Origin of the sequence: Mycolicibacter terrae, assembly GCF_010727125.1 — a bacterium.
In the GTDB taxonomy this organism is placed as follows: domain Bacteria; phylum Actinomycetota; class Actinomycetes; order Mycobacteriales; family Mycobacteriaceae; genus Mycobacterium; species Mycobacterium terrae.
Genome location: NZ_AP022564.1, coordinates 1,272,751 through 1,290,743, shown reverse-complemented (window position 1 = coordinate 1,290,743; position 17,993 = coordinate 1,272,751). Strand labels below are relative to the sequence as shown.

Genomic DNA, 17,993 nt, shown 5'->3' with positions numbered 1-17,993 from the left:
CCCGTCAGTCGCCTTCCGGCCTGTTGCGCCACCGGATTCCGGCTTCCAGGAATCCGTCGATATCGCCGTCGAGCACCGCGGCAGGGTTGCCGACCTCGTACTCGGTGCGCAGGTCCTTGACCATCTGGTAGGGGTGCAGCACATAGGAGCGCATCTGGTTGCCCCAGGAGCTGCCGCCGTCGCCCTTCAGCGCGTCGAGCTCGGCGCGTTCCTCGGAACGCTTGCGTTCCAACAATTTTGCCTGCAGCACCCGCATCGCCGACACCTTGTTCTGCAGCTGAGATTTCTCGTTCTGGCAGGTTACGACGATCCCGGTCGGGATGTGGGTGAGGCGCACCGCCGAGTCGGTGGTGTTCACCGACTGTCCGCCCGGCCCGCTGGAGCGGTAGACGTCGACCCGGATGTCACCTTCGGGGATGTCGATGTGGTCGGTGGTCTCCACCACCGGCAGCACCTCGACCTCGGCGAACGACGTCTGCCGGCGGCTTTGGTTGTCGAACGGGCTGATCCGCACCAGCCGGTGGGTGCCCTGCTCCACCGAGAGCGTGCCGTAGGCGAACGGGGCGTGCACCGCGAACGTCGCGCTCTTGATCCCGGCCTCCTCGGCGTAGGAGGTGTCGAACACCTCGACGCCGTAGTTGTGCTGCTCGGCCCAGCGGATGTACATCCGCATCAGCATCTCCGCCCAGTCCGCGGCGTCCACGCCGCCGGCTCCGGAGCGGATCGTGACCAGCGCCTCGCGTTCGTCGTACTCGCCGGAGAGCAGCGTGCGGACTTCCATCGCCTCGATGTCGGCCCGCAATGACGCCAGCTCGGCGTCGGCTTCGACCACCGCGTCGGCGGCGTCCTGTCCCTCCTCCTCGGCCGCCAGCTCGTAGAGCACCGGCAGGTCATCCAGGCGACGGCGCAAGTCCTCCACCCGGCGCAGCTCGCCCTGGGCGTGCGACAACTCGCTGGTCACTCGCTGGGCGCGGGCCTGGTCGTCCCACAGGTTCGGATCGGACGCCTCGTGTTCGAGCTTGTCGATGCGGCTGCGCAGGCCGTCGACGTCTAGCACCCGCTCCACCGTGGTCAGGGTGGTGTCGAGGGCGGCGATGTCGGGCTGGCGGTCGGGTTCCACGTTTACCGAGGTTACCGGCGGCCATCGTGGGTCGACCTCTAGCATCGGGGATAGCCGGTGCAGGCACGACTTCCCCACAGGAAAGAAGGTTCGAGGATGCGGCCCTACCATGTCGCGATCGTCGGCTCCGGTCCGTCCGGGTACTTTGCCGCGGCTTCCCTGCTCAAGCTGGCCGCGGGCGACGAGGTCGACGTGCGCGTCGACATGCTGGAGATGCTGCCCACGCCATGGGGTCTGGTGCGCTCCGGCGTGGCGCCCGATCACCCCAAGATCAAGTCGATCAGCGCACAGTTCGAGAAGACCGCCGCCGATCTCCGATTCCGGTTCTTCGGCAACATCGCCGTCGGCGAACACGTCCAGCCCGCCGAACTCGCCGAACGCTACGACGCGGTGGTCTACGCCGTGGGCGCCCAGTCCGACCGGCACCTGGGCATCCCGGGCGAAGACCTGCCCGGCAGCCTCGCGGCCGTCGACTTCGTCGGCTGGTACAACTGCCACCCGCACTACACCGAGATGACCCCGGACCTGACCGGTAAGCGCGCGGTGGTGATCGGCAACGGCAACGTGGCCCTGGACGTGGCCCGCATCCTGGTCAGCGACCCCGAAGAACTGCGCAGCACCGACATCGCCGACCACGCGCTGGAACTGCTCGACCAGCGCGGTATTGAAGAGGTGGTGATCATCGGCCGGCGCGGGCTTCTGCAGGCCACCTTCACCAGCCCGGAACTACGGGAACTGGGCGAGATGAAAAGCCTCGAGGGCGTCGACGTGGTGATCACGCCCGAGGAGTTGGCCGGAATCACCGAGGCCGACGTCGAAGCCGCCGGCAAACACGCCAGGGCGAACTTCAAGGTGCTCAGCGGTTACGTCGGCCGCGAACAGCATCCGGGCAACCGCCGGATCGTGTTCCGGTTCCGCACCTCCCCGATCGAGATTCGCGGCGAGGGCCGGGTCCAGGAGATTGTGCTGGGCCGCAATGAGCTGGTCACCGACGAAGACGGCAGGGTCAGCGCCCGCGACACCGGGGAGCGCGAGGTTCTGCCGGTGGATCTGGTGGTGCGGGCGGTCGGCTACCGCGGGGTGCCGACGCCGGGTCTGCCGTTCGACGAGCGCAGCTGCACCATTCCGCACACCGACGGCCGTATCGAGGGCACCCGCAATCAGTACGTGGTCGGGTGGATCAAGCGCGGGCCCTCCGGGGTGATCGGTTCCAACAAGAGCGACTCGCAGGCCACCGTCGACAGGCTCGCCGCCGACCTGGCCACCCGGGCAGCAGCAGCCGAGCTGCCCGATGTCGACGCCGACCATGACGTACAGCTGCTCAAGTGGCTGCTGTCCCGCCAGCCCGAGCTGGTGACCAGCGAGCACTGGCAGCTGATCGACGCCCATGAGCGCTCAACCGGGGAGCCGCACGGCCGGCCCCGCATCAAGCTGGTCAGCGTCGCCGAGATGCTTCGGGTCGGGCGCGGCTGAATGAGGCGGCGCCGGCCGATTCACTCCCCTGTCGACGGCGGGGGCGCCAGATTCCAGTTGTCGGGATTGCGCGGCGAGTACACCACCGGCAGCAGGTCACCGATGCTGGGCCAGTTGGCCACGTCGACCGCCAGCCGCTGATAGACCTCGTGTTCCTCCACGCCCGGTCCGTGCAGTACGCCGGTGATCGTGACGTACTGCGCACCGTCGGCGTCGGGACGCGGGCTGACCCCGGTGATCAGCAGGGTGCCCGCCTGCGCTGCGCCGCCCGGCCCCGGCCGGAAGAACCGCGGCGCCAGGAACACCGCCAGAATCGCCACCAGCAACAGCAGCGCCCACATCTCCCACATCAGGCCATGGTAGGACTGCAGCCATGGCGCAGATCAACGACAATCTCGACTCCGAACTCCGCGAGGACCTGAGCCTGGCGTTGGCCCTGGCCGACCGGGCGGACTCGATCACCCTGGCCCGGTTCGGCGCACTGGACCTGCGGGTGGACACCAAGCCAGACCTCACCCCGGTCACCGACGCCGACCAGGCGGTCGAGACCGCGCTGCGCGAGATGCTGGCCGCCGACCGGGCCGCCGATGAGATCCTCGGCGAGGAGTTCGGCGGCACAACGTCTTTCAGCGGTCGTCAGTGGATCATCGATCCGATCGACGGCACCAAGAACTTTGTGCGCGGAGTTCCCGTCTGGGCCACCCTGATCGCGCTGCTCGTCGACGGCGTGCCGCGGATCGGCGTCATCAGCGCTCCGGCGCTGAGCCGGCGGTGGTGGGCCGCAGAAGGCCAGGGCGCGTTCGGGACTTTCGGTGACGGCCCGGCGCGACGACTGTCGGTGTCCGCGGTGGGCGACCTGGACTCGGCCAGCCTGTCGTTCGCCGGCCTGACGACGTGGGCGCTGCGCGGCCTGCGCGAGCAGTTCCTCGACCTGACCGAGGCGGTATGGCGGGTGCGTTCCTACGGTGACTTCTGGGCGTACTGCCTGCTGGCCGAGGGAGCGGTCGACGTGGTCATCGAACCGGCGGTGTCGGTGTGGGATCTGGCCGCCCTCGACGTGTTGGTACGCGAGGCGGGCGGAACGTTCACCGATCTGAGCGGCACCCCGGGCCCGCACGGCAACAGCGCCGTGGCCGCCAATGCGCTGTTACACCCGCCGGCATTGAGCCGCCTGACCGCGGGTTAAGGGCGCCGCGGCGGGGCCGTTGCCGACTTCGTCACACCTTACTACCGAGTCACCTTACTTCGGAGTAAGGTGGTCTCATCGATACTTTTCCTTTTCAGTGAGGCTCTGACATGACTGACACCGCATCCGCTGCCCGCGGCGCCAAGGACAAGCGGTCCGGCCGCTCGAGTGCCATCGGCCTGGAGAAGCCCAAGCGCTCCCCGATCGCGACCGCCCTGGCGCTGGTCACCCCCCTGGTCAGCCGGGAGTTCCTGGACCGGCACAACCTGCGCAACCCGCTGAACCGGACCCTGAACTACGGGGTGAAGACGGTCTTCTCGGTGGCCGGGGCGACCGGCCGCGAGTTCAAGCGGGTCCAGACCTTGGGCAAGGCACCCACCCGGCTGAAGGCGAGCGGCAAAGACTACTTCGACCTGACCCCCGACGACGACCAGCAGATGATCGTCGAGACGGTCCAGGAGTTCGCCGCGGAGATTCTGCGCCCGGCCGCCCACGACGCCGATGAGGCCGCTGATTACCCGCACGAATTGATCGGCAAGGCCGCCGAGCTGGGGATCACCGCGATCAACATCCCCGAGGACTTCGACGGGATCGCCGCACACCGTTCCGCGATCACCAATGTGCTGGTCGCCGAGGCGCTGGCCTACGGCGACATGGGCCTGGCGCTGCCGATCCTGGCGCCGGGCGGGGTGGCCGCCGCGTTGACCCACTGGGGCAGCGCCGACCAACAGGCCACCTACCTGCCGGAGTTCGCCGGTGAGAACGTCCCTCAGGCGTGCGTGGCCATCGCCGAGCCGCAGCCGCTGTTCGACCCCACCAACCTGAAGACCACTGCGGTGCGCACCCCCAGCGGCTACCGGCTGGACGGCGTCAAGTCCCTGGTGCCGGCGGCGGCGAACGCGGAACTGTTCATCGTGGCCGCCCAACTCAACGGCAAGCCGGCGCTGTTCATCGTGGAGTCCTCGGCCCAGGGCCTGACCGTCAAGGCCGACCCCAGCATGGGTATCCGCGCCGCGGCGCTGGGCCAGATCGAGCTGAACAAGGTGTCGGTGCCGCTGACCGCCCGCCTCGGCGAGGACGCTGCGGCCGATTCCGACTATTCCGAGGCGATCGCGTTGTCGCGCCTGGGCTGGGCCGGGCTGGCCGTCGGCACCAGCCACGCAGTGCTCGACTACGTGATGCCCTACATCAAGGAGCGCCACGCGTTCGGCGAGCCGATCGCCAACCGGCAGTCGGTAGCATTCATGTGCGCCAACATCGCCATCGAGCTCGACGGCCTGCGGCTGATGGCCTGGCGCGGGGCGGCTCGTGCCGAGCAGGGCCTGCCGTTCGTCCGCGAGGCCGCGCTGGCCAAGCGGATCGCCACCGACAAGGGCATGCAGATCGGGCTGGACGGCGTGCAACTGCTCGGTGGTCACGGCTATGTCAAGGAGCACCCGGTCGAACGCTGGTACCGCGACCTGCGGGCCATCGGCGTCGCCGAGGGCGTCCTGGTCATCTGAATTAGTCATTTCCTCCGATAACGAGCTGAAAGACCTGTCATGGCAATCAATCTGGAACTCCCCAAGAAGCTGCAGAACGTCATCGAGATGACGCACGCCGGCGCCGCGGAGATGCTGCGCCCGATCTCGCGCAAGTACGACCAGCGCGAGCACGCCTACCCGGTGGAACTCGACACGCTGGAGACCCTGTTCGAGGGGGTGTCGAAGGCCGGCGGCAACGCGCTGGCAGGAGCCGAGGCGTTCCGCGAGTCCGAGGGCAAAGAGGGCAACCGCAACGGCGCCAACATGGCCGCGCTGTTGCAGGTTCTCGAAATGAGCTGGGGCGACGTCGCTTTGATGCTGTCGGTGCCCTACCAGGGGCTGGGCAACGCGGCGATCTCGGGCGTGGCCACCGACGAGCAGCTCGAGCGGCTCGGCAAGGTGTGGGCGGCGATGGCGATCACCGAGCCGAGCTTCGGTTCCGACTCGGCCGCGGTGAGCACGACGGCCACCCTGGACGGCGACGAGTACGTGATCAACGGCGAGAAGATCTTCGTCACCGCGGGATCGCGGGCCACCCACATCGTGGTGTGGGCGACGCTGGACAAGTCGCTGGGGCGCGCGGCGATCAAGTCGTTCATCGTGCCGCGCGAGCACCCCGGCGTCATCGTCGAACGCCTCGAGCACAAGCTCGGCATCAAGGCCTCCGACACCGCGGTGATCCGGTTCGACAACGCCCGCATCCCCAAGGACAACCTGCTGGGCAGCCCGGAGATCAACACCGAGAAGAGCTTCTCCGGAGTCATGGAGACCTTCGACAACACCCGGCCGATCGTCGCGGCGATGGCCATCGGGGTGGCCCGGGCGGCCCTGGAGGAGCTGCGCAAGATCCTCACCGACGCCGGCGTGGAGATCTCCTACGACAAGCCGGCCCACGCCCAGAGCGCCCCGGCCGCCGAGTTCCTCCGGATGGAGGCCGACTGGGAATCGGCGTACCTGCTGACGCTGCGCTCGGCGTGGCAGGCCGACAACAACATCCCCAACTCCAAAGAGGCCTCGATGGGCAAGGCCAAGGCCGGCCGGATGGCCACCGATGTCACCCTCAAGACCGTCGAGCTGGCCGGCACCACCGGTTACTCGGAGCAGACACTGCTGGAGAAGTGGGGCCGCGACTCGAAGATCCTCGACATCTTCGAAGGCACCCAGCAGATTCAGCAGCTGGTGGTGGCCCGCCGGCTGCTGGGCCTGTCGTCCTCCGAGCTCAAGTAGCCCCCGCGAGCAGACAGAGAATCGCACCCGCGGATGCCGCGTGGTGCGATTCTCTGTCTGCTCGCGCCCCGGACGCACCCCTTGCCTCGGGCCGGAACAAAAAGTAATGTTGCTTTTACTTTCTGGACGACTATCCGGGGGCCACCGATGGAATCCTTCGTTCACCTGCGCAAAGGCACCACTCCCCAGCGTCTGCACGCCGATCTTGACGGCCTGAAAGACGACGAGCTGGGCCGCGGCGGATTCACCGGCCGCACCGCCAACTTGTATCGGCGCCACGACCCGACCGCCTACCGCGCCGAGGGCCCCCTACGGCCCGTCGACGTCCTGGCCACGCAGCTTCAACCCGCCGACGCCACCGACCCCGCCGGGCACCCGCTGCGACTGTTCGACAACGAGGACTGCTGCATCTCGTTGTCCCGGCGTTCGGCGGAGATGCCGTTTCACGTCCGATACGTCGACGGCGACCTGCTGTGCTTCGTCCACACCGGTTCCGGGCGGCTGGAAACCGAGTTCGGTCCGCTGGACTACCGGCAAGGCGACTGGGTGTATCTGCCCAAGGCGACCACCTGGCGTCAGTTGCCCGCCGCCGAGACGACTCTGCTGCTGATCCAGGCCACCGACGAATTCCGGGTCCCGCCGCCGGGCCCGCTGGGCCGGCACTTCCCGTTCGACCCGTCGCAGGCGGTGATCCCCGACCCGGCTCCCATCGACGACGACGGACGCGACAGCTACGAAGTCCGGTTGATCCATGCGGGCGGGCCGACAACGCTTCACTACCAACACAATCCGATCGACGTCGAGGGCTGGCGCGGCGACAATTTCGCGTTCACCTTCAACATCGCCGACTACAACGTCGTCACCTCCGATTCGGTGCACCTGCCCCCGACGGTGCACCTGTTCATGCAGGCCACCGGCGTGTACGTGATGAACTTCCTGCCCAAACCCGCCGAAGGAGTGCCGGGCACCGAGCGCACCCCCTGGTATCACCGCAATGTCGACTACGACGAGATCGCGTTCTTCCACGGCGGGTCGCTCTACGGGATTCCGATGCCGCCAGGCCTGATCAGCCATGCGCCGCAAGGCGTGCACCACGGCGCCCCGGAGAAGGCCCGCGAACGCGCCAGACGCAAGTTCGACGACTACCAGCGCGTCGACTGGCAGGTCGTCGCCATCGACACCCGCCGCCGGCTGACCCCGTCACCGGAAGTTCTCGCCAACGACCTAGGACAGCACGCATGACCGTCAAGCACGACTACGAACGTATCCCCTATCTGATTGCCTACCAGAACAATTCCGGTGTCCGTGACGTCTACGGCGGGGTCGCCGAGCTGGTGGTGCTGGAGAGTTACCTGCTGCGGCCCAAGGACGCACCGAGCGATACCGTCCTGGTGTTCATGCACCCGATCGGCGGCGGGGCCTACCTGCCGATGGTCAACGCGCTGGCCCGCGCCGGCCACCACGTCATCTACTGCAACAGCCGCTTCCGCGGCACCGACTCCGCACTGCTGATGGAGAAGGTGGTCGAAGACCTCGGCGAATGCCTCAAGGACGCCAAGAACCGGCTCGGCTATTCGAAGGTGGTGCTGGCCGGCTGGAGCGGCGGCGGCTCGCTGTCGCTGTTCTACCAGCAGCAGGCGCAGCATCCGACGGTGACGGCGAGCCCGTCCGGCGACGGGCCCGACCTGACCACACTGGGGCTGATCCCCGCCGACGGCGTCATGCTGCTGGCCGCGCACATCAGCCGGCACGGCACCATGACCGAATGGCTGGACGCCTCGATCGTCGACGAATCCGACCCCACCAAGCGGGACCCGGAGCTGGATCTGTACAACCCGGACAACCCCAACCAGCCGCCTTACACTCAAGAGTTCCTGGACCGCTACCGGCAGGCGCAGATCGACCGGAACCGCCGGATCACCGCCTGGGTCAAGGCGAAGCTGGCCGAACTCAAGGCCGCCGGGCGCTCCGAAGACGAATTCGCCTTCGTCGTGCACGGCACCATGGCCGACCCGCGCTGGCTGGACCCGACGGTGGACCCCAACGACCGCACCCCCGGCAGCTGCTATCTGGGCGATCCGCAGGTAGTGAACATGAGCCCGGTCGGCCTCGCACGGTTCTGCACGCTGCGCAGCTGGCTGTCGCAGTGGAGCTACGACGATGCGAACGGCGATGGGGTGGACTGCGGCAACGACCTCGCGGTTCCCGCCCTGGTGATCGGCAACATGGCCGACGACGCCTGCACCCCCAGCCATACCCGCCGGCTCTTCGAGGCGATCGGGCACCCGGACAAGGAGATGCACGAAATCCCCGGCGCCAACCACTATTACGCCGGCCCGGATCAGCGCGGTGCGCTGCGCCAGGCGGTGGACATCGTCACCGATTGGCTGGGCCGGCATGACTTCGTAGGCTCGTCGGTATGACTCCAACTCCCGCTGGTGCGCTGGATGGCATCTGTGTCATCGAGCTCGGCACGCTGATCTCCGGTCCCTTCGCCGGGCGACTGCTCGGCGACATGGGCGCCGAGGTGATCAAGGTCGAGCTGCCGGGCCGACCCGATCCGCTGCGCACCTGGGGCCAGGCCGAACAGAACGGGCACCACTTCTTCTGGACCGTGCATGCCCGCAACAAGAAGGCGGTCACCCTGGACCTGCGCACCGACCGCGGGCGGGAGCTCTTCCTGGAGCTGATCGAGAACGCCGACATCGTCGTGGAGAATTTCCGCCCCGGCACGCTGGAACGCTGGGGCCTGGGATTCGATCGACTGCGCCAACGCAACAACGGCATCATCCTGGTCCGGGTCTCCGGTTACGGACAGACCGGGCCCGACGCCCACAAGGCCGGGTACGCCTCGGTCGCCGAGGCGGCCAGCGGGCTGCGACACATGAACGGCTTCCCCGGTGGGCCACCACCACGGCTGGCGCTCTCCCTGGGCGACAGCCTGGCCGGAATGTTCGCCGCGCAGGGTGCGCTGGCCGCGCTGTACCGGCGCACCGTCACCGGCCAGGGCCAGGTGGTCGACGTCGCGCTGACCGAATCCTGCTTGGCCATCCAGGAATCCACGATTCCGGACTACGACGTCGGTGGCGTGGTACGCGGGCCGTCCGGAACCCGCCTGGACGGCATTGCGCCGTCGAACATCTACCAGGCGTGCGACGGCAGCTGGGTGGTGATCGCCGCCAACCAGGACAGTGTGTTCGCAAGGCTGTGTCAGGCGATGGGCTCGCCGGGGCTGGCGACCGACCCGCGGTTCGCCGACCACGTGGCGCGCGGCCGCAACCAGGACGAGCTGGACGCGATCATCGGCGCATGGGCCGCGCAGCGTAAGCCCGACGACATCATCACGACGCTGAGCGATGCCGGAGTGATCTCCGGTCCGATCAACACGGTCGCCGAAGTGGTCAACGATCCGCAGCTGCAGGCCCGCGGAATGCTCATCGAGCACTGGGACGAGGGCGCCGAACGCACGGTGTTGGGCCCCGGGATCATCCCGGTGCTCTCGGACTCCCCGGGCCGAATCCGCAACGCCGGGCCGGCGCGGCCCGGGCAACACAATGACGAGGTCTACGCCGGACTGCTCGGCAAGACCGAAGCAGAACTGGACGACCTCCGCGACGAGGGGGTGCTGTGATTCCCAGTCAGGTCTCGATCCGCGAGGTGGCGTTGCGCGACGGGCTGCAGATCGAACAGCCGATCCCGTTGCGCGCCAAACTCGAACTGCTGGACGCGATCGCCGCGACCGGGGTACGCGAGGTCGAGGTGACCTCGTTCGTCTCCCCCACCAAGGTCCCCGCGCTGGCCGATGCCGCCGAACTCGCCGCCGAGCTGTGGCGCTATCCGGGCCTGGAGTTCTCCGCGCTGGTCGCCAGCCCGGGTGGCGCCGCCCGGGCGGTGGCCGCGGGCCTGACCTCGATCGAGTACGTGGTGTGCGCCACCGATTCGTTCAGCTCGGCCAACGTCGGGCGGCCGACGGCGGAGGCAGTTGCCGCGATCCCCGATGTCGCCGGCATCGCGCATGACACCGGCGGGTCCATCGAGGTCATCATCGCCGCCGCGTGGGACTGCCCGTTCGACGGGCCGACAGCTCCCGAGCGCGTCACCGAGATCGCCGAATCAGCTAGTGCGTTCGGCGTGGACCGGCTGACGATCGCCGACACCATCGGCACCACCACTCCCCGGCGCGTCACCGATCTGATCGCGGCCGTGCGCCCGATCATCGGTGACATGCCACTGGGGGCGCACTTCCACAACACCCGCGGCGCCGGGCTGGCCTGCGCCTATACCGCGGTCAGCTGCGGCGTGACGCGCCTGGACGCCTCCGCCGGCGGCTTGGGGGGTTGCCCGTTCGCTCCCGGCGCCACCGGCAACATCGCCACCGAGGATCTCGTCTACCTGCTGGGCGACTGCGGCATCGACACCGGCATCGACCTGCAGGCCGCCATCGCCGCGGCCGGTGTGGCCAGTTCGGTCGTCGGCCACGCGTTGCCCAGCGCGCTGTTGGCCGCCGGTGACCGGAAGCGAGACTGAACGCCACGATGTCTAGCCAGCGTGAGCTCAGCTCGAAAGGCCGCCAAACACGCCAGGCGATCGAGCAGGCGGCTCGGAAACTGTTCGCAGAACGCGGTTTTCACGGCACCACGCTGGCCGACATCACCTCCGCGGCCGGCAAGTCCCCGGCGGTGCTGTACCGGTATTTCCACGACAAAGAAGATCTGCTCGCCGCGCTGGCGGAGTCGTTTCTGTCCGAGGTGGTCGAGCCCTCCGGGCTGAGAATGCGGCTGCCGGACTCCGCGCACGACATCGAGTTCTTCACCTCGGTGGTCAGCGCCTACTGGAGCATGTTCAAGCAGAACATCGGCGTCATGATCGCCGTTGCTCAACTCGCGGCCACCGAGCAACGGTTCGCCGCGCTGCAGAACGAGTTCCGCCGGTTCGGCATGGAGATCGTGGCCGCCTCGGTTCGGCGCGCCCAGCAGCAGGGCCACGGCCTCGACCTCGACCCCGACCACATCGCGGCGGCGATCGCGCTGCTGTTCGAGAACTTCACCGTCGTCTTCGTCGGCCCGTCCGGACCGGGCTGGCGAATCAGCGACAGCGACGCCATCGCTACGCTGTCGACCATCTGGAGGAAGACCCTGTACGGCTGCTGACCACCGACAAAGGACATGCCATGGACTTCACACTGCCCGAACACCTTCCTGCGCTGCTGGCCGAGATGGACGATTTCATCGAGCGCGAGATCGCCCCGCTGCAGGCCGACAACATGCAGTACTTCGATCACCGCCGGGAGTTCGCCCGCACCGACGTGGAGAACGGCGGTATCCCGAACCGGGACTGGGAGGAGTTGCTCGCCGAGATGCGCCGCCGGGCCGACGCCGCCGGCTGGTTGCGTTACGGGCTGCCGTCCTCGGTGGGCGGCCGCGACGGAACCAACCTCGACATGGCGGTGATCCGGGAGCATCTGGCGCACAAGGGACTCGGGCTGCACAACGACCTGCAGGACGAGTCGTCGATCGTCGGGAACTTCCCACAGGTGATCATGATGGAGCGGTTCGGCACCGACGACCAGCGCCGGGAGTGGTCGCAGGCCCTCATCACCGGCGAGCGGTCGATGGCCTTCGGACTGACCGAACCGGCCCACGGCTCGGATGCGACCTGGATGGAGACCCGCGCCGAGCGCGTCACCTCGGGAGGAGATGCCGGCTGGGTGATCAACGGCGCCAAGCGGTTCAACACCGGCGTGCATCGAGCCACCCACGACCTGGTCTTCGCGCGCACCTCCGGTGACGCGGGCTCGGCGCGCGGCATCACCGCGTTCCTGGTGCCCACCGACACACCGGGTTTCAGCGTGCCGTTCTACTGGTGGACGTTCAACATGCCCACCGACCACGGCGAGGTCGAGCTCACCGACGTCCGGGTACCCGACGCCGCCGTACTCGGCGAGGTGGATCGTGGCCTGGAGGTGGCCCAGACCTTCCTGCACGAGAACCGGATCCGCCAGGCGGCCTCCAGCCTGGGCGCCGCCCAGTACTGCATCGACCGGGCCGCCGAGTACGCCACGCAACGGGTGGTCTTCGGCAAGCCGCTGTCGGTCAACCAGGCCGTGCAGTGGCCGTTAGCCGAGCTGGCCACCGAGGCCCAGATGGTGCGGCTGCTGGTGTACTACGCGGCCTGGCATCTGGACCGTGACCACCACTTGGAGGTCTCCGACAAGGTGTCGATGGCCAACTATCGGGCCAACCGGCTGGTCTGCGACGCCGCCGACCGGGCCATCCAGACCTTCGGCGGGATCGGTTACACCCGCCACGAGCCGTTCGAGCACATCTACCGGCATCACCGCCGCTACCGGATCACCGAGGGCGCCGAGGAGATCCAGATCCGCCGGGTCGCGCAGCGGCTGTTCGGATTCGACCGGCGGCGATGACCGCCGATCAACTCGCCGACCGGCTCTCCCGGGTGCTGGCGCCGGCGTTGGGTCCGGTGGCCGTCGAGGGCCTGCGCGCCCTGACCGGCGGCGCCAGCAGGACCACCTGGGCATTCGACGCCGTCTCGGGTGCCGGGGAAGCCTGCGACCGGCGGGCGTTGATCCTGCGCACCGGGCCACCCGATGAGATCCACGCCAGCATGGAGCTCGAAGCACACGCGCAGCGCGCCGCTCGGGAGGCCGGCGCCCCGGTACCGACCGTTTTGATCGCCGACAATTCTGCTGCAGCACTGGGTAATCCGTTTTTGATCTGCGATGCGATAGCCGGCGAGACGGTGGTTCGGCGCATCGAGCGTCAGCTCGACGACACCGGACGCGAAACGCTGCTGCACCACTGCGCGCGGGCGCTGGCCGCGATCCACCGCGCCGACCCGGCGGGCATCGCCCTGACCGCCGAAGACCAGCTCACCGCCTGCCGCAACCAGCTCGATGCGATGCACGACACCACGGCCCCCTTCGAGTGGGCGTTTCGGTGGTTGGACGCCCACCGCCCGCCGACAGCGCAGCCGCAGCTGGTGCACGGCGACTTCCGGATGGGCAACCTGATCGTCGACGGCGCCGAGCTGGCGGCCGTGCTGGACTGGGAGCTGGTGCATCTCGGCGACGGCTGTGAGGACCTGGCCTGGTTCTGTCTTCGGGCCTGGCGGTTCGGGGCGCCGGCCGAGCGCGGCGCCGGCGGGCTGGGCGCAATCGAGGCGTTCCTGACCGCCTACGAGCAGGCCGCCGGCACGGCGGTCGACCGCCGGAGGTTCGACTGGTGGCTGCTGCTGGGCACGCTGCGGTGGGGAATCATCTGCCGCTACCAGGCCGAGCGGCACCTGAGCGGGCAGACCCGCTCGGTGGAGCTGGCGACCATCGGCCGGCGGGTCTCCGAAACCGAGTGGGACCTGCTGCAACTGCTCGCCGGCACGCTCGGCGATGACGCGCCAAGCGCAGCGACGGGCGAAGGAGTCGCGCCATCGGTGCCGCTCGTGACCGGCCGGCGCCCGACCGCCGCCGAGCTCGTCGCCGCGGCCGCCGAGTTCCTCGACACCGAGGTTCGGGCCGCCACCGACGGCCAGGTCAATTTCCACGCCCGGGTGGCCGCCAACGCGCTGCGCATCGTCGAACGGGAGTTATCCGACGCCTCGGGCGGCACCGCGAACCAGGCGCTGGCCGGGCTGGGTTTCGCCGACGAGGCCGCGTTGGCCGCCGCCATCCGGGCCGGTGATTTCGACGACCGGCCCGACGCGCTCACCGCCTGCCTGTACACGCTGGTGCGGCACCGGCTGGCGGTGGACCACCCCGGTTACGACCGCTGACGTTAGAGTCACTGCGCGACAGTCACTTCGACGGTCGTCGGCCAAACCCGCTCTATCGGTGCCATGCGGGCAGTAGCATCTGCACCGTGTCTGACTCCACGTCTTCCGCATCGTCCCTCCAGGAGCTGCGGATCCTGGTCTACAGTGACGACGCCGCGACCCGGGCTCGGGTCATGACCGCATTGGGCAAGCACCTGCACCCGGACCTGCCGGACCTGAGTTATGTCGAGGTCGCGACGGAACCGGTGGTGATCCGGCAGATGGATGCCGGGGGAATCGACCTCGCCATCCTGGACGGGGAGGCCACCCCGGCCGGCGGGATGGGCATCTGCAAACAGCTCAAGGACGAGATCGCGCCCTGCCCGCCGATCGTCGTTCTGACCGGCCGCGCCGACGACGTCTGGCTGGCGAAATGGTCGCACGCCGATGCCGCGCTGGCCCACCCGGTGGACCCCATGGCGCTGAGTCGCGCGGTACTGGGTCTGCTTCGCACTCCGACACCGAGCTAGGGCGGCGGGGTTAGGGCGACCTCAGAAGCGAATTACGCTGTGGCCGTTGACCGCTGCAGTAGGTGACTCCCGTCACAGTTGTCGGCAATTTCGGATTCTTCGCGACCACCCGGTTGCCGCACGTTAGGCTGTGCGTGAACTCACATCGACGCCCGGAAGGGAACTACGTCACCGCGTATGAACCTGTATATGCCGATCTTGGGGCTCGCCGCGCTCGCCGCCGGTTTCGCCGTATTCTCCGTGGTCATAGCGTCGCTGGTCGGCCCCTCGCGCTATAACCGGTCGAAGCTGGAAGCCTACGAGTGCGGGATCGAACCCACCGACCAGCCGGTCAGCGGGCCCCACGCCCCGCCCGGTCAGCGTTTCCCGGTGAAGTACTACCTGACCGCGATGTTGTTCATCGTCTTCGACATCGAGATCGTTTTTCTCTACCCCTGGGCGGTCGCCTTCGACGGGCTCGGGGTCTTCGCCCTCATCGAAATGGTGCTGTTCGCCGCCGTCGTCTTCGTCGCGTACGCCTATGTCTGGCGACGCGGCGGACTGAATTGGGATTGATCCGGAGTAGGCGGGGCTTAACACATGGGATTAGAAGAACAGCTGCCGAGCGGCCTCCTGCTGTCCACCGTGGAGGACCTGGCCGGCTATTTCCGCAAAGGCTCGCTGTGGCCCGCGACCTTCGGCCTGGCCTGTTGCGCGATCGAGATGATGTCGACGATGGCCCCCGACTACGACCTGTCCCGTTTCGGCATGGAGGTGTTCCGGGCCTCGCCGCGGCAGGCCGACCTGATGATCGTGGCCGGCCGGGTGAGCCAGAAGATGGCGCCGGTGCTGCGGCAGATCTACGACCAGATGGTGGAGCCCAAGTGGGTGCTGGCGATGGGGGTGTGCGCGTCGTCGGGCGGGATGTTCAACAACTACGCCATCGTGCAGGGGGTGGACCATGTTGTCCCGGTCGATATCTATCTGCCCGGTTGTCCGCCCCGGCCGGAGATGCTGATGTACGCAATCCTCAAGTTGCACGAGAAGATTCGCGATATGCCGTTGGGCGCCAACCGGGAGCAGGTGATCGCCGCGACCGAGGAGGCGGCCCTGTCCGCCCCGTCCACCTGGCAGATGAGGGGGTTGCTGCGGTGAGCCAGGGCACTGTCGACGATGACGGCCGGGACGACACCGGGGACGTGGTCAAGGTCCGCCGCGGCCTGTTCGGCGCAGCGGGCCCCGGCGACACCTCCGGGTACGGGCGGTTGGTGGCCGAGGCCGCGTTGCCCGGCGAAACCCCGCGGCCCTACGGCGGATACTTCGATGATCTCGTGGACACCCTCGCCGCGGCGTTGCAGCGCGAGGGCGTCGAATTCGCCGACGCCATAGAGAAAGTGGTGGTGTACCGCGGCGAGCTGACCCTGTATGTCCATCGCGCGCAGCTTCCGGTGGTCGCCCAGCTGCTGCGCGACGAACCGGCCCTGCGCTTCGAGCTGAGCCTGGGGGTCTCCGGCGTGCACTACCCCGCCGACACCGACCGTGAACTGCACGCGGTCTACCCGCTGCGGTCGATCACCCACAGCCGCCGGGTGCGGCTGGAAGTCGCTGCCCCGGACGCGGATCCGCACATTCCTTCGCTGTACGGGGTCTATCCCACCACCGACTGGCACGAACGGGAGACCTACGACTTCTTCGGGATCGTCTTCGACGGCCATCCCTCACTGACCCGGATCGAGATGCCCGACGACTGGCACGGCCACCCCCAGCGCAAGGACTACCCGTTGGGCGGTATCCCGGTCGAGTACAAGGGCGCGCAGATTCCGCCGCCGGACCAGCGGAGGGCCTACAAGTAATGAGCACCGAGACGCCCCGGACCGTGCTGAACGTCGGCGGGCAGGAATGGGACCAGGTGATCGAAGCGGCCAAGGCCGCCGACCCGGGTGAACGCATCGTCGTCAACATGGGGCCCCAGCACCCGTCGACGCACGGCGTGCTGCGGCTGATCCTCGAACTCGACGGCGAGACGGTGACCGAAGCCCGTTGCGGCATCGGCTATCTGCACACCGGCATCGAGAAGAACCTGGAAAGCCGCTACTGGACCCAGGGCGTCACGTTCGTGACCCGAATGGACTACCTGGCGCCGTTCTTCAACGAAGTCGCCTACTGCCTCGGCGTGGAGAAGCTGCTCGGCGTCACCGACGAGATCCCGGAGCGCGTCAACGTGATCCGGGTGCTGATGATGGAACTGAACCGGATCTCCTCGCACCTGGTGGCGCTGGCAACCGGTGGCATGGAACTCGGCGCGTTGTCGGTGATGCTGTTCGGCTTCCGCGAACGCGAGCTGGTGCTCGACATCTTCGAGGCGATCACCGGTCTGCGGATGAACCATCAGTACATCCGGCCCGGCGGGGTGTCGGTGGACCTGCCCGACGAGGTGATCCCCCAGATTCGCGACTTTCTCGAACTGATGCCCAAGCGGCTCAAGGACATCGAGGATCTGCTCACCGAGAACTACATCTGGAAGGCCCGCACCAAGGGTGTGGGTTACCTGGACCTGACCGGATGCATGGCGCTGGGCATCACCGGGCCCATATTGCGGTCCACCGGCCTGCCCTATGACGTCCGTCGTGAAGAACCCTATTGCGGCTACCAGGACTACGAATTCGATGTGATCACCGATGACGGCTGTGATGCCTACGGCCGCTATCTGATCCGCATCGCGGAGATCAAGGAGTCACTGAAAATCGTCGAGCAATGTCTAGAGAAATTGGCCAAGTTGCACGGCGATCCGGTCATGATCGAAGACCGCAAGATCGCCTGGCCGGGTGACCTGACGGTCGGGCCGGACGGGCAGGGCAACTCCAAGGAGCACATCGGCTGGATCATGGGCCACTCGATGGAGGGGCTGATCCATCACTTCAAGCGGGTCACCGAGGATCTGTGGGTGCCGCCCGGGCAGGTATTCGTCTCGGTCGAGTCGCCCCGCGGCGAGCTCGGCGTGCACATGGTCAGCGACGGCGGCACCCGCCCCTACCGGGTGCACTACCGGGATCCATCGTTCACCAACCTGCAGGCCGTCGCCGCCATGAGCGAGGGCGGCCTGATCGCGGACGTGATCGCCGCGGTCGCCAGCATCGACCCCGTGATGGGCGGGGTGGACCGGTGAGCCAGACGAACGGTCAGACCAACAA

General features: G+C 67.9%; 18 protein-coding genes. 16 read left to right on the top strand and 2 right to left on the bottom strand.

Features of this window, described 5'->3' with window-relative positions; genetic code table 11:
• Positions 1 to 4: 4 nt before the first annotated feature.
• Positions 5 to 1,120: a peptide chain release factor 2 gene (gene prfB / locus G6N23_RS06230; protein WP_085262017.1), complete on the bottom strand. Its 1,116-nt coding sequence runs from the start codon at positions 1,118 to 1,120 to the stop codon at positions 5 to 7.
• A 96-nt stretch (positions 1,121 to 1,216) separates the two neighbouring features.
• On the opposite strand from prfB, the gene G6N23_RS06225 reads away from it, so the two are divergent.
• Positions 1,217 to 2,593 carry an FAD-dependent oxidoreductase gene (locus G6N23_RS06225; protein ID WP_085262016.1) on the top strand — a complete coding sequence of 459 codons (1,377 nt, stop codon included), beginning with the start codon at positions 1,217 to 1,219 and terminating at the stop codon, positions 2,591 to 2,593.
• A 20-nt stretch (positions 2,594 to 2,613) separates the two neighbouring features.
• On the opposite strand, the gene G6N23_RS06220 is transcribed toward G6N23_RS06225, so the two are convergent.
• On the bottom strand, positions 2,614 to 2,943 hold the full coding sequence (locus G6N23_RS06220; RefSeq protein WP_085262015.1) for a hypothetical protein: 330 nt from the start codon (positions 2,941 to 2,943) through the stop codon (positions 2,614 to 2,616).
• Between the two features lie 23 nt (positions 2,944 to 2,966).
• On the opposite strand from G6N23_RS06220, the gene hisN reads away from it, so the two are divergent.
• From hisN to nuoD, 15 genes are all read left to right on the top strand, one after another.
• Positions 2,967 to 3,779, top strand: a complete 813-nt coding sequence (hisN, locus tag G6N23_RS06215; protein ID WP_085262014.1) for a histidinol-phosphatase — start codon at positions 2,967 to 2,969, stop codon at positions 3,777 to 3,779.
• Between the two features lie 110 nt (positions 3,780 to 3,889).
• Positions 3,890 to 5,281, top strand: a complete 1,392-nt coding sequence (locus tag G6N23_RS06210; RefSeq protein ID WP_085262013.1) for an acyl-CoA dehydrogenase family protein — start codon at positions 3,890 to 3,892, stop codon at positions 5,279 to 5,281.
• 39 nt (positions 5,282 to 5,320) lie between these two features.
• A complete protein-coding gene (locus G6N23_RS06205; RefSeq protein WP_085262012.1) occupies positions 5,321 to 6,529 on the top strand; it encodes an acyl-CoA dehydrogenase family protein in 1,209 nt (402 codons plus the stop codon).
• A gap of 147 nt (positions 6,530 to 6,676) precedes the next feature.
• A complete protein-coding gene (locus tag G6N23_RS06200; RefSeq protein WP_085262011.1) occupies positions 6,677 to 7,771 on the top strand; it encodes a homogentisate 1,2-dioxygenase in 1,095 nt (364 codons plus the stop codon).
• A complete protein-coding gene (locus tag G6N23_RS06195; RefSeq protein WP_085262010.1) occupies positions 7,768 to 8,952 on the top strand; it encodes an alpha/beta hydrolase family protein in 1,185 nt (394 codons plus the stop codon). Before G6N23_RS06200 ends, G6N23_RS06195 begins: the two co-directional genes overlap by 4 nt.
• A complete protein-coding gene (locus G6N23_RS06190) occupies positions 8,949 to 10,160 on the top strand; it encodes a CaiB/BaiF CoA transferase family protein (RefSeq protein WP_085262009.1) in 1,212 nt (403 codons plus the stop codon). The genes G6N23_RS06195 and G6N23_RS06190 overlap by 4 nt, the downstream gene beginning before the upstream one ends.
• Positions 10,157 to 11,056 carry a hydroxymethylglutaryl-CoA lyase gene (locus G6N23_RS06185; protein WP_085262008.1) on the top strand — a complete coding sequence of 300 codons (900 nt, stop codon included), beginning with the start codon at positions 10,157 to 10,159 and terminating at the stop codon, positions 11,054 to 11,056. Before G6N23_RS06190 ends, G6N23_RS06185 begins: the two co-directional genes overlap by 4 nt.
• A gap of 8 nt (positions 11,057 to 11,064) precedes the next feature.
• The gene (locus G6N23_RS06180) at positions 11,065 to 11,679 is read left to right on the top strand and encodes a TetR/AcrR family transcriptional regulator (RefSeq protein WP_085262007.1); all 615 of its coding nucleotides are present in this window, start codon (positions 11,065 to 11,067) and stop codon (positions 11,677 to 11,679) included.
• 20 nt (positions 11,680 to 11,699) lie between these two features.
• The gene (locus G6N23_RS06175) at positions 11,700 to 12,953 is read left to right on the top strand and encodes an acyl-CoA dehydrogenase family protein (RefSeq protein WP_085262006.1); all 1,254 of its coding nucleotides are present in this window, start codon (positions 11,700 to 11,702) and stop codon (positions 12,951 to 12,953) included.
• Positions 12,950 to 14,314, top strand: coding sequence for a phosphotransferase family protein (locus tag G6N23_RS06170; protein ID WP_085262005.1), 1,365 nt, complete (start codon positions 12,950 to 12,952; stop codon positions 14,312 to 14,314). The genes G6N23_RS06175 and G6N23_RS06170 overlap by 4 nt, the downstream gene beginning before the upstream one ends.
• Positions 14,315 to 14,439: 125 nt before the next feature.
• Positions 14,440 to 14,823, top strand: a complete 384-nt coding sequence (locus G6N23_RS06165) for an Rv3143 family two-component system response regulator (RefSeq protein WP_095174225.1) — start codon at positions 14,440 to 14,442, stop codon at positions 14,821 to 14,823.
• Positions 14,824 to 15,000: 177 nt separating this feature from the next.
• The gene (locus G6N23_RS06160) at positions 15,001 to 15,378 is read left to right on the top strand and encodes an NADH-quinone oxidoreductase subunit A (RefSeq protein ID WP_085262003.1); all 378 of its coding nucleotides are present in this window, start codon (positions 15,001 to 15,003) and stop codon (positions 15,376 to 15,378) included.
• A gap of 24 nt (positions 15,379 to 15,402) precedes the next feature.
• A complete protein-coding gene (locus G6N23_RS06155; protein ID WP_019739088.1) occupies positions 15,403 to 15,957 on the top strand; it encodes a NuoB/complex I 20 kDa subunit family protein in 555 nt (184 codons plus the stop codon).
• Positions 15,954 to 16,655: an NADH-quinone oxidoreductase subunit C gene (locus G6N23_RS06150; protein WP_085262002.1), complete on the top strand. Its 702-nt coding sequence runs from the start codon at positions 15,954 to 15,956 to the stop codon at positions 16,653 to 16,655. The genes G6N23_RS06155 and G6N23_RS06150 overlap by 4 nt, the downstream gene beginning before the upstream one ends.
• Positions 16,655 to 17,968 carry an NADH dehydrogenase (quinone) subunit D gene (nuoD, locus tag G6N23_RS06145; protein ID WP_085262001.1) on the top strand — a complete coding sequence of 438 codons (1,314 nt, stop codon included), beginning with the start codon at positions 16,655 to 16,657 and terminating at the stop codon, positions 17,966 to 17,968. Before G6N23_RS06150 ends, nuoD begins: the two co-directional genes overlap by 1 nt.
• Positions 17,969 to 17,993 lie beyond the last annotated feature (25 nt).